Annotated in this window: 12 protein-coding genes; 8 read left to right on the top strand and 4 right to left on the bottom strand. The window is 63.8% G+C overall.

All coding sequences use genetic code 11. The features are described from left to right. The first annotated feature begins 134 nt into the window (after positions 1 to 134). From ACX80C_RS19195 to ACX80C_RS19185, 3 genes are all read left to right on the top strand, one after another. The gene (locus ACX80C_RS19195; RefSeq protein ID WP_459328064.1) at positions 135 to 710 is read left to right on the top strand and encodes an AAA family ATPase; all 576 of its coding nucleotides are present in this window, start codon (positions 135 to 137) and stop codon (positions 708 to 710) included. Between the two features lie 10 nt (positions 711 to 720). Then, positions 721 to 1,347: a GrpB family protein gene (locus ACX80C_RS19190; protein WP_459328063.1), complete on the top strand. Its 627-nt coding sequence runs from the start codon at positions 721 to 723 to the stop codon at positions 1,345 to 1,347. Positions 1,348 to 1,409: 62 nt separating this feature from the next. Beyond that, positions 1,410 to 1,721 (top strand): helix-turn-helix domain-containing protein, encoded by a 312-nt coding sequence (locus ACX80C_RS19185; protein WP_459328062.1) that lies wholly within the window; start codon positions 1,410 to 1,412, stop codon positions 1,719 to 1,721. Position 1,722: 1 nt separating this feature from the next. Here ACX80C_RS19185 and ACX80C_RS19180 read toward each other — a convergent pair whose 3' ends face one another. Both ACX80C_RS19180 and ACX80C_RS19175 read right to left on the bottom strand, forming a co-directional pair. Then, positions 1,723 to 2,322: a ClpP family protease gene (locus ACX80C_RS19180; protein ID WP_459328061.1), complete on the bottom strand. Its 600-nt coding sequence runs from the start codon at positions 2,320 to 2,322 to the stop codon at positions 1,723 to 1,725. Continuing rightward, positions 2,319 to 2,936: a ClpP family protease gene (locus ACX80C_RS19175; protein ID WP_459328060.1), complete on the bottom strand. Its 618-nt coding sequence runs from the start codon at positions 2,934 to 2,936 to the stop codon at positions 2,319 to 2,321. The genes ACX80C_RS19180 and ACX80C_RS19175 overlap by 4 nt, the downstream gene beginning before the upstream one ends. Positions 2,937 to 3,052: 116 nt before the next feature. On the opposite strand from ACX80C_RS19175, the gene ACX80C_RS19170 reads away from it, so the two are divergent. The 3 genes from ACX80C_RS19170 (at position 3,053) to ACX80C_RS19160 (ending at position 6,913) form a co-directional block, all read left to right on the top strand. Next, positions 3,053 to 3,658: a TetR/AcrR family transcriptional regulator gene (locus tag ACX80C_RS19170; protein ID WP_459328059.1), complete on the top strand. Its 606-nt coding sequence runs from the start codon at positions 3,053 to 3,055 to the stop codon at positions 3,656 to 3,658. An 18-nt stretch (positions 3,659 to 3,676) separates the two neighbouring features. Beyond that, the gene (locus ACX80C_RS19165) at positions 3,677 to 6,235 is read left to right on the top strand and encodes an MMPL family transporter (RefSeq protein WP_459328058.1); all 2,559 of its coding nucleotides are present in this window, start codon (positions 3,677 to 3,679) and stop codon (positions 6,233 to 6,235) included. 69 nt (positions 6,236 to 6,304) lie between these two features. Further along, entirely contained in the window at positions 6,305 to 6,913 is a 609-nt protein-coding gene (locus tag ACX80C_RS19160) for a TetR/AcrR family transcriptional regulator (protein WP_459328057.1), read from the top strand. A 99-nt stretch (positions 6,914 to 7,012) separates the two neighbouring features. Here the strand turns inward: ACX80C_RS19160 and ACX80C_RS19155 are convergent, their stop codons facing one another. Both ACX80C_RS19155 and ACX80C_RS19150 read right to left on the bottom strand, forming a co-directional pair. After that, a complete protein-coding gene (locus ACX80C_RS19155; RefSeq protein ID WP_459328056.1) occupies positions 7,013 to 8,506 on the bottom strand; it encodes a catalase in 1,494 nt (497 codons plus the stop codon). Between the two features lie 14 nt (positions 8,507 to 8,520). After that, on the bottom strand, positions 8,521 to 8,997 hold the full coding sequence (locus tag ACX80C_RS19150) for a Fur family transcriptional regulator (RefSeq protein ID WP_459328055.1): 477 nt from the start codon (positions 8,995 to 8,997) through the stop codon (positions 8,521 to 8,523). Positions 8,998 to 9,149: 152 nt separating this feature from the next. On the opposite strand from ACX80C_RS19150, the gene ACX80C_RS19145 reads away from it, so the two are divergent. After that, the gene (locus tag ACX80C_RS19145) at positions 9,150 to 9,911 is read left to right on the top strand and encodes an alpha/beta fold hydrolase (protein WP_459328054.1); all 762 of its coding nucleotides are present in this window, start codon (positions 9,150 to 9,152) and stop codon (positions 9,909 to 9,911) included. Beyond that, the gene (locus ACX80C_RS19140) at positions 9,898 to 10,587 is read left to right on the top strand and encodes an esterase/lipase family protein (RefSeq protein ID WP_459328053.1); all 690 of its coding nucleotides are present in this window, start codon (positions 9,898 to 9,900) and stop codon (positions 10,585 to 10,587) included. The genes ACX80C_RS19145 and ACX80C_RS19140 overlap by 14 nt, the downstream gene beginning before the upstream one ends. Positions 10,588 to 10,724: the final 137 nt, after the last annotated feature.

Genomic DNA, 10,724 nt, shown 5'->3' with positions numbered 1-10,724 from the left:
TGAAAGCCTGGAACGAGGACCCGCAACCCTACGTGTGGACCAAGACCGCCGATGAGATCCTGGAATCCCTATCACGACTAATGCAACGAACTACCGGCGCAGGACACTAGCAGGATGCAAAGGGAGGAACCACGGTGACTGCGAAGCAAGGGCTGGCCATCTTCATCAACGGCACGGTGGGAGCGGGGAAGACAACGGCCGCTGAAGCACTGGGCCGCATGCTCGAGCACGAAGGCGTAGCTCACGCGATCATCGACCTCGACGAGATTCGCCGTGCCTGGCCTGCGCCCTCGGGAGACCGTTTCAACCACGAGCTCGAACTGACCAACCTGACGTCCCTGGTGGCCAACTACGCGGCAACGGGTATCGAGACGTTCGTTTTGGCCGGAGTTCTGCAGGACGAGCGGGAAATACCCCGGTACCGGGAGGCAGTAGGCGGGCGGCGGTTGTTGATCGCGCGGATCACGGCCATTGAAGCCGTTCGAAAGGCACGGATAAGGGCGCGTCACACCACGGATCCGGTTGGAGAGTTGTGGCACCTACATCGAACCGTCGAACTGGAAAACATTCTCGAACAACTTCAGCTCGACGACGTCGTCATTGACTTCACGAGCGCGACGCCGGCAGCGATTGCCGAGCAGGTTTGGAATGCTGCCCACGCCCGCAGGAGTCAGCCGGCGTCGGAATCCAGCGGCTCCCAGGCACAATAGGCTGAAGCTCATGCCCACTCACCCCTTATGGCGTCCCTTTGAACAGCCCGACGACGACGCCATCCAGGCCGCGCGGGTCGAACCCAACGATCCCACCCGGTGGAAGAAACGCGTGGTTGTATCCGAGTACGATCCCGCCTGGCCTGTGGCCTTCAGTAAGGTGGCGGACAAAGTCAGTGCGATCCTCGGACCGCGCGCCGCTGTGATCGAACACGTCGGTTCCACCTCGGTTCCCGGACTGGCCGCAAAACCGGTCATCGACGTCGACCTCCTCGTTGCGGACTCCGCTGACGAGGCGTCTTACCTGCCCCAGCTGGAATCAGGGGGTTTCATCCTCGTGATCAGGGAGCCCGAGTGGGAGGAGCACCGGGCGCTCAAGTTGGAGGACCCGAACACCAACCTGCACGTCTTCTCGACGAACGCGATTGAACCGCAGCGACACGTGATGTTCAGGAACTGGCTAAGGACGCATCCGGCTGATCGAGATGCCTACGCGAGCCTGAAAAAGAAACTGGCGGCGGATGGTTTTGAGGATGTCATGCACTACAACAACGCCAAGGCAGCCCTGATCTACGACATCTACGAGTCGATCTTCATCGCCGATCCGCGCCATCCCCACACAGCTGAAGCGCGCTGAGGTCGCTCTGCTGTGGGCAGATTAAGCGGACACGCGCCACCCTGTCCGGCTAGTGTTTGCGCATGGGTGACATCATCGCGTTCCAGCCGAAGAGACTGAACAGTGAACCGCCGCTGCGGAACGTGTTCGGTTCGATCCTCAAGGAGACCCGCCAAAAACGCGGCGAACGGCTGGTCGAAGTCGCGCAGCGGGCAGCCATCTCAACCCAGTACCTGTCGGAGATCGAACGTGGACGCAAAGACGCGTCCTCAGAGGTCTTCGCCAGTGTTGCCCGGGCCCTGGATATGACGATGTTCGACCTCACCAGCCAGGCTGCCCGTCAGCTGTACACGACCCAGCAGAGTGCCTCCGGACCGGTTTGCCTCGCGGCGTGAATCAGGTGCCGCGGTTCTCCACCACCTGATCCACCAACCCGTACTCAACGGCCTGTTCTGCGTTGAGGATCAGGTTGCGGTCGGTGTCCTGCCTGAGTGTTTCGATAGTCCTGCCCGTGTGCCGGGCAAGGAGCTCCTCGAGGACCACCTTTACCCTTGATACCTCCTCTGCGTTGAGGATGAGGTCCGGAACGGTTCCGCGGCCGGGTTCTACGCTGGGCTGGTGCAGCACCACACGGGCTCGCGGCAGGATGGAGCGCTGGCCGGGCGCACCGCAGGCCAGCAGCACCGCTGCGGTGAAGGCGGCCTGGCCAATGCAGACTGTCCTAATCGGTGATCGCACGTACTGCACGGCATCGTAAATACCCAGCATCGCTTCGATCGAGCCGCCGGGGGAGTTGATGTAGAGATCGATCGGGACATCCGGCGACTGCGATTCGAGGTGAATCAGTTGGGCGATGAGACTGTTGGCCACGCCGTCGTCAACAGGCGTCCCCAGATAAATGATGCGCTCCGTGAGCAGGCTGCTGTAGATGTCCAGGGTCTGCCGGGAGCCGTCGCCTGCCCGCGTAGTGACGTACGGGATGGTGTAGGTGCTCATCGCGAACCGCCCAGGCTCACGCTGACCGGCTTGTCCGGTCGGATGTCGTCGAGGTTCTCCAGGATGTGGTCCACGAACCCGTACTCCCTTGCTTCACCGGCCGTGAACCATCTGTCACGCAGCGAGTCGGCGGCGATCCTCTCAACCGGCTGGCCGGTATCGGCGGCGATGAGTGAGAGCACGGTGTCGCGGGTATGCCGCAGGTCGGCAGCCTGGATCTCAATGTCCGTTGCAGTTCCGCCAATTCCACCGGAACCCTGATGCAACAGGATGCGTGAATGCTTCAGGGCGTACCGTTTCCCGGGGCTTCCGGCGCTGAGAAGGAATTGCCCGGCGCTCGCGGCCCAGCCGACGGCCAGTGTGGAAACGTCATTCGGAATGAGCTGCATGATGTCCCGGATGGCTAGCATGGCTGGTACCGATCCGCCGGGAGAGTTGATCCACAGGCTGATATCCCGCCGCGAATCTTCCGCCGAAAGCAGGAGCAACTGGGTGCAGAGCCGGTTGCCGCCTTCCTGGTCCAATTCATCGCCGAGGAGAAGGATCCGGTGCCTCATCAATTGCTGGGACAGTGTGGTGTCGAAAGCCTGGAAGCCGTCCTGTTGAGTGTTCATAGTGCCAGCCTGTCCGTCGCTGGAAAGGCCCGCAATGGTGTGCGTCCCAGGGCAGATCTGCCGTCAGCAGATGGAGCAACTTGCACATCGTGCAAACTTGCACGTAGTGTAATAACGTGACTCAGCAAGCAACCAGCCGCCGCGAGCAGAACAAGCTCGACACCCGGCGCGCCATCGCCCAGGCAGCCCTTGACCTGGCGCGCAAGCACGGCATGGGCAACTTCACCGCAGAACAGATCGCCGAACAGGCGAACGTCTCCCGGCGCACGTTCTTTAACTACTTCCATAGCGCCGAGGACGCGCTGATCGTCTCAACCGAGTCCTTCCTCGACCAGGCGGTGGCCGAGTTCGCCGCCCGCCCCAAGGATGAACCGCTACTCGATGCGATGATCGCCACCCTTTCGGCAACCACCAAGGTTGAGAACCTGCAGGACTGCGGGGACCTCTTCCGGATGGCCGCCGGCAACCCCGACCTCCTCGGCACCCACCTCCTCGCCTGGGAGCGGGCTGAAGCGCGGATCATCAGCGCCGTCGAAGAACGCCTGAACGGGCAGGCGTCACTCCTCTACATCCACGCGCTTGTGGGCTCGGTGCTTTCCTGTGCCAAGGCCGCCATGCGCGAGTGGGCAGCAGGCGTTGACACCGACGCCGAGACCCTCGAAAACCACATTGTCACAGCGCTCTCCATGCTGCGTGACGGTTTTTCCCACCCAACGCTCTAGCCCAGGACTCACAACACCATGGCCTTCCTCCTGTACCGACTCGGTTCCTTTGCCTACCGCCGCCGCTGGTGGGTTGTCTCTGCGTGGCTGGCGATCATGGTCGCCGTCGGCGGTTCGGCCGTCGCCTTCTCCGGCACGCTGAGCAACAACTTCACCATTCCGGGCACTGAATCCCAGCGGGTCCTGAATCAGCTGAAGGAAGACATGCCGGAGGCGGTCGGCGGCATGGGCACCATGGTGTTCCAGAACCCGGATGACGAATTCACACAGGAACAGCGCGACGCCGTGAGTTCAGCGCTCGACGACGTCGCCTCCCTCGATGGCGTGGAAAACGTCGTCGATCCATTCGTCACCGCCCAGGAACTGACCGACAGCCGTGCTGAACTACAGACCGGCCGCGAAGAGCTGGAAGCCGGTGCCCAGGAGCTCAACGACGGCGCCGCCCAGCTCGACGCCGCGCAGGCCCAGCTCGATGCGCAACGCGCCCAGTTCGAGGCATCCAAGGACCTGTTGCCGGCCCCGCAGATCGACGCGACGGTAGCCCAGCTTGATGCCGCCCAGGCGGAGCTTGACTCCCAACGCCAGCAACTCGACGAGGGTCAGGCCGAGCTCGACGCCGCCCGCGCAGAACTCGAGCGCGGCGAACGCCTCCTCGAAGCGTCCTCAGGAATCCAATTCGTCTCCGACGACAACACCACCGCCGTAGCCAGCGTCCAGTTCACCTCCGCGGTTGACGCGGTCACGCCGGAGACCCGCGAAGCCGTCCAGGAAGCTGCAGGCGCCGCCACGGACGCGGGTCTCAACGTCGAGTACAGCAAGGAAATTGTCCAGGACATCTCTGAAATTTTCGGCCCCGCAGAGGTCATCGGCCTTCTCGTCGCGGCTATTGTCCTGATCGTGATGCTCGGCACGCTGGTCGCAGCGGGACTTCCGCTTCTGATGGCGATCGTCGGTGTCGGAGTGGGCGTCGGCATCACCTTTGCACTCACCGGCGTCATCCAGATGAGCTCCATCTCCCCGGTGCTCGCGCTCATGCTGGGTCTCGCCGTCGGAATCGACTACTCCCTCTTCATCGTCAACCGGCACCGCACCCAACTCCTGCGGGGAATGCCGCTGCAGGAATCAATCGCCCGCGCGACCGGGACCGCCGGTAACGCCGTGCTGTTCGCCGGGATCACGGTCATCATCGCGCTCGCCGCGCTCGCCGTGCCGGGACTGCCGTTCCTCACCATCCTCGGTCTGTCCGCGGCTGGGACCGTCGCTGTCGCGGTTCTCGTGGCGCTCACCCTTACTCCCGCGCTGCTGGGTTTCATGGGCCGGAACGTCATCTCGAAGCGGCGGTGGAAGAAGGCCGGTACGGCAGCATCCTCGGCCGAAGTAGAGGAGCACACCGCCGATGACAAGGCCGCCGCAGGAAGCGGCTGGGGCGGCGTCGTTACCCGCAAGCCCATCCTCACTGTGCTCGCCGGTGTCGCCGCGCTCGCGGTCCTCGCCCTTCCGGCGCTCGAGCTCCGTGTCGGCCTGCCCGACGGCGGCTCGGAACCGGCGGACTCCACCGCCTACCAGGCGTATACCCTGGTCGGCGAGAAGTTCGGCGAGGGGACCAACGGCCCCCTTCTGGTGGTCGGCGAGCTTCCCGCGATTGACGACGACGGCGAACGCACCGACTTGCAGCTCGACGTCGCGGACCGCCTGGCCGAGATCGACGACGTCGTCACCGCCGTTCCCGCAGGCATCAGCGACGACGGACACACCGCCATCTACCAGGTCATCCCGGAGGAGGGCCCGGCCAGCGAAAGCACCGAACAGCTCGTGAGGGACCTCCGCGCCGAGGCAGCCAGTATCGAGGGCGCCACCGGCGTCACGGTGTCCGTGACCGGCCAGACCGCCGCGAACATCGACGTCTCCGCCAAGCTTATGGAGGCCATGCCGCTCTACCTGGGCATCGTCGTCGGGCTGTCACTGATCCTGCTGCTGCTGGTCTTCCGCTCCATCCTCGTGCCGCTGATCGCCACCGCGGGCTTCCTGCTCTCGCTGCTGGCCAGCTTCGGCGCCACGGTGGCCATCTACCAGTGGGGTTGGCTGGGAGACTTCTTCGGTGTCAACAATCCGGGCCCGATCCTGAGCTTCCTGCCCATCATCCTGATCGGCGTGCTCTTCGGCCTGGCGATGGACTACCAGATGTTCCTAGTCTCAGGCATGCGCGAGTCCTTCGTCCACGGCCGCCCCGCCAGGGAAGCCGTGCGCGTGGGGTTCAGCCACGGTGCCCGGGTGGTGACCGCGGCGGCCATCATCATGGTCTCGGTGTTTGCCGGGTTCGTGTTCTCGCACCTGACGATGGTCCGGCCCATCGGCTTCGGGCTCGCGTTCGGTGTGCTGCTCGACGCCTTCGTAGTTCGCATGACCCTCATCCCGGCGGCCATGCACCTGCTCGGCCGCTCCGCCTGGTGGCTGCCGAAATGGCTGGACCGCATCCTTCCGGACGTCGACGTCGAAGGCGCCCGTCTTGAGCGCAAAGCCGACGACGACGGGGCAGGCCAGGTCGCGGCGTCGGAAACGGTAAGTGCCGGGAAGTAGCAGATTGGCGAAGGTCACGAGTCCGCTTCTTTCAGGGGACATGACCGCCGCGACGGTAGTATTCAAGCCATGGCGCGCCCTCCGAAACCGGAACGAAAAACCGAGCTTCTCGACCAGATTGTCGAGCACCTGCTCGACAAGACGTTCGCCAGCCTGAGCTTTCGCACCCTCGCGGACGGACTCGGAATTAGCAGCTACGTACTGGTGTACCACTTCGGGAACCGCGAGGAACTGGTCAACGAGATCGTTCGGCACATCGAAGCCCGCCATGACACGTTGAAGCCTGCGAACCCTGAAAATTTCACTCCGGAGGATTACCGGAAGTGGATCCTCGATTCCTGGAACTGGCTGCTGGTGGACCGGAACCGGAACCTGCAACGGCTTGAGTTCGAGGCAGCAGTGCAGGACGCCGCGAGTCCGTCACCGCGGGGCAGCGCCACCAAGAAGTATGAGTACTGGCACTCCTTCACCTCGGACTGGCTGGTGACACAGGGCCTGCCGCGGGAGCGCGCCGAGCCGGCCGCAAGGGTCTTCACTTCGAGCCTCTACGGTTTGCAGTATGACTACGTGCTCAACCAGGACCGCAAGGCCGTGGAGCAGGCGCTCGATCTGCTGATCGAGCTGTTTTTCCAGGCGCTTCATCTGGCGCTGGACCGCGAGGCCGCGAAGAAAACGTAATTCGTGCCCGGTCGATGGAGCGGCGCGGTCGATCCACAACACAAGGAAGGGCGGGTCCAAACGGACCCGCCCTTCCTTGTGTGCTAAGGCGTTAGTGCCTTAGAACTTGTTTGCTGCCTCAGCGCGGGTGTCCGCACTGCCGCCGCCGTTACCGAGGTTGGCGCGAAGCTTCGCACCCAGATCGGCGTCGACGTTCGTCCAGTACTGGATGGCGCGCTCGCGGATGTCCGCGATGGTCACGCCGCTCACAGCGCCGGTGATGGTGTCGAGGAAGCGGGCCTTCTCGGCGTCGTTGTAGACCTCGCGGTACAGCGTGCCGGCCTGGCCGAAGTCATCATCCTCGGTGTGGAGGGTGTGTGCGGCGCGGATGAGGTCGCCGTCGTTCTCCCAGCCGCCCTCGGGTCCGGTCAGTGCCGGATCCGCAGCAGGGCCGCCAACCGAGTTCGGAGCGTAGACCGGGGTTTGCGGGGAGTTGAAGAAGAAGCGCGATGCGCCGTCCTTCGAGTAGTTCCGCACCTCGTTCTTCGGGGCGTTCACAGGAAGCTGCGCGTGGTTTGTTCCCACGCGGTAGCGGTGGGCATCCGCGTAGGAGAAGATGCGCGCCTGCAGCATGCGGTCCGGCGAAGCGGCGATACCGGGCACGAAGTTCGACGGCGCGAAGGTTGCCTGCTCGATCTGCGCGAAGTAGTTCTCCGGGTTGCGGTTCAGGGTCAGCTTGCCCACGGGGATCAGAGGGTAATCCGCGTGCGGCCACACCTTGGTGAGGTCGAACGGGTTGAACCGGTAGTTCTTCGCGTCCTCGTACGGCATGACCTGGACCTTGAGATCCCAGCTGGGGAAGTTGCCCTGCTCGATGTTCTCGTAGAGGTCGCGGATGTGGTGGTCGGCGTCGGAACCGGCCAGCGTCTCTGCTTCGTCCGTGGAGAGGGTCTCGTGGCCCTGGTTGGACTTGAAGTGGTACTTGACCCAGAACTTCTCGCCGGCCTCGTTGATCCACTGGTAGGTGTGCGAGCCGTAGCCGTTCATTGTGCGCCACGAAGCGGGCAGGCCGCGGTCGCCCATCAGCCAGGTCACCTGGTGTGCCGACTCGGGGGAGAGGGTCCAGAAGTCCCACTGCATGTCAGCGTCCCGCAGGTTGGAGCCGGGGAGGCGCTTCTGCGAGTGGATGAAGTCGGGGAACTTGATGCCGTCGCGGATGAAGAACACGGGGGTGTTGTTTCCGACGAGGTCGTAGTTGCCCTCGGTGGTGTAGAACTTCAGGGCGAAACCGCGGGGGTCCCGCCAGGTGTCGGGGGAGCCCTGCTCACCGGCGACGGAGGAGAAGCGCAGCAGCGTCTCGGTCTTCACGCCGGGCTGGAACAGTGCCGCCTTGGTGTACTTGCTGACGTCCTCGGTTGCTTCAAAGACGCCGAACGCGCCGCCGCCCTTGGCGTGGACAACACGCTCCGGAACACGCTCGCGGTTGAACTGTGCAAGCTTCTCGACGAGGTAGTGGTCGGTCAGCGGGATGGCGCCATCGCGGCCCAGTGCCGAGGAATTGCTGTCGTCAACAACCGGTGCACCCGATTGGGTGGTGCTGAAGTTGGCAGTCATTGTTCTCCTTCTTTTCAGTGATTTTCAATTAGTTCGGGAAGTTCAAGGGACGCCTCACGGCAGTTGTTGCAGAGACCCTGATACACCACGTCGGCGATCTGGATGGTCATCTGTTCGGAGCCCGGGGACCAGTGCGGGGTTAGACAGGGTGCATGCCCGACGGCGCAATCCACGTCTTCGATCCGGCCGCACCCTGTGCAGACGGCGTGGTGATGGTTGTCGTTGACCCGCGTCTCGTAACGCGCGGGTGAGTGCGGCGGTTCAATCCGGCGGAGCAGGCCGCTCACAGTGAGGTCCGCGAGCACTACGTACACCGACTGGACCGTGATGTCCGCAAGCTCGGCGCGGACGGCCGTGACGACGTCGTCGGCCGTTGCATGCGGTGAATGCTCGACGGCGGCGAGCACCGCCAGGCGCTGCTTCGTCACCCGCCGCCCGGCGGCGCGCAGGGACGCGGCCCAGGTGCCTTCCAGTGCGGTCTGTTCGGTCATGGGGTTAGTCAACCATCTATTCTGAGTAATTCATAATAAGCCACGCCTAACCGTCTAGGCTTGGGAGAAAGATCTCATCGACTCTCCAATAGGTGACCGTATGAGCCTTCAAAGAGTCACCTATTGAAGAGTCGATGCCGGAAAGGTGAGGAGTGATTGTGCGCAAAGCGCCGTGGGCGACTGTGCGCCAAGAGCGTGTCGCGGACTGCACGGCGATCGTGCGGTCGGTGGGGCAGGGCGGGCAGCCGATCGTCCTCGTTCATGGCATCGGCGTCTCCCCGCGCTACTTCGAACCCCTCGCCGCTGAGCTCGCCCGAACCAGTACCGTGTATGCAATTGAATTGCCGGGGTTTGGGGGGACGCCAGGCCCACGCCGCGCGCTTTCCGTCCCTGAACTGGGCGAGATCGTGCTGGCCGTGGTGCGTAAACTCGAGCTCCCCGCCATCGTACTGATTGGGCATTCGATGGGCTGTCAGGTGGCGGCCGAGACGGCAGCCCGCGCGCCGGAGCTGGTCGCCAAGCTGGTACTGCTTGGGCCAACGGTGAATGATCGGGAACGGTCCATCGGCAAGCAGGCGCTGCGGCTGGCGCAGGACACCCTGTGTGAATCGCCCCAGGTGAACTGGGTGGTGTTCACGGATTACCTCCGCTCGATGATCCCCTACCTGAAGACACTTCCGGCGATGATGAACCACCGGCTCGAGGACACGCTGCCCCACGTTTCCTCCCCTGTGGTTCTGATGCGCGGCGGGCGGGATCCCATTGTCCCCGCCGACTGGCTGGGACGACTCGCCGAAGCGAACGGCCATGCCGCAGTTATCGAGCTCGACGGCGCGCCACACGTGCTGATGTACCACCGGCCAGCTGAAACCGCACAAGGCTTCCTCGCCGGAGATGCGCATGAAACTGCTTAGGCGCGGCCGGGCATGGGTGCTCGACTACGCCTATGTTGCCTACTGGCAAGCGCGCGGCTTCCTGTTTCGGGGCGACGCCGAGCGCCAGCTGACGGGGGAGCGGGCGCCCGTGATCCTGCTCCCCGGCATCTACGAGCCATGGCAGTTCATGCACCCGATCGCCAATCATCTGCACAGTCAGGGGCATCCCGTGCATGCCGTCACAGCCCTCGGCTACAACTGCGGCACGGTCCCGGCGATGGCTGATCTGGTGTCGCAATACCTGGTGGAGCGGAACCTGCACGACGTCGTTCTCGTGGCGCACAGTAAGGGCGGGCTGATCGGGAAATACGTGATGACCTTGCCGGACTCCGCCCCGCGCGTCCACCATTTGATCGCCGTAAACTCGCCTTTCTCCGGATCTATCTACGCGATGTTCGCGCTGATTCCCAGCCTGCGCGCATTCTCGCCGAGGAACCGGACGCTGAATGCCCTGCGCGCGAACCTCGCTGTGAATTCACGCATCACCTCGATCTACGGAACGTTCGACCCGCACATTCCCGGCGGCAGTGAGCTGATCGGCGCGACGAACATCCAGTTGGACGCAATGGGCCACTTCAAGATCCTGGGAGACTCACGGCTCCTCGACGCGATCGACGGCGCCATCACGGCTCACGAGCCGAGCGCGGCTGAGTGATCCTCCAGCGAGTTCTTGGCGCTCGCCCGGGTACCCCTCGTTCCTAGCGCGTCGGAACTTCCCCGAACTCGCTTCGCTCGCCCGGGTACCCCTCGTTCCTAGCGCGTCGGAACTTCCCCGAACTCGCTTCGCTCGTC

Source organism: Arthrobacter tecti (assembly GCF_054511355.1).
This window is presented reverse-complemented; position numbering and strand designations above follow the sequence as displayed.

Bases quoted from the DNA above. Each gene is read 5' to 3' on its own strand.
- ACX80C_RS19150 (WP_459328055.1), bottom strand. From the start codon at position 8,997: ATGACCGAACAGACCGCACTGGAAGGCACCTGGGCCGCGTCCCTGCGC.
- ACX80C_RS19185 (WP_459328062.1), top strand. From the start codon at position 1,410: ATGGGTGACATCATCGCGTTCCAGCCGAAGAGACTGAACAGTGAACCG.
- ACX80C_RS19180 (WP_459328061.1), bottom strand. From the start codon at position 2,322: ATGAGCACCTACACCATCCCGTACGTCACTACGCGGGCAGGCGACGGC.
- ACX80C_RS19165 (WP_459328058.1), top strand. From the start codon at position 3,677: ATGGCCTTCCTCCTGTACCGACTCGGTTCCTTTGCCTACCGCCGCCGC.
- ACX80C_RS19160 (WP_459328057.1), top strand. From the start codon at position 6,305: ATGGCGCGCCCTCCGAAACCGGAACGAAAAACCGAGCTTCTCGACCAG.
- ACX80C_RS19155 (WP_459328056.1), bottom strand. From the start codon at position 8,506: ATGACTGCCAACTTCAGCACCACCCAATCGGGTGCACCGGTTGTTGAC.
- ACX80C_RS19175 (WP_459328060.1), bottom strand. From the start codon at position 2,936: ATGAACACTCAACAGGACGGCTTCCAGGCTTTCGACACCACACTGTCC.
- ACX80C_RS19190 (WP_459328063.1), top strand. From the start codon at position 721: ATGCCCACTCACCCCTTATGGCGTCCCTTTGAACAGCCCGACGACGAC.
- ACX80C_RS19140 (WP_459328053.1), top strand. From the start codon at position 9,898: ATGAAACTGCTTAGGCGCGGCCGGGCATGGGTGCTCGACTACGCCTAT.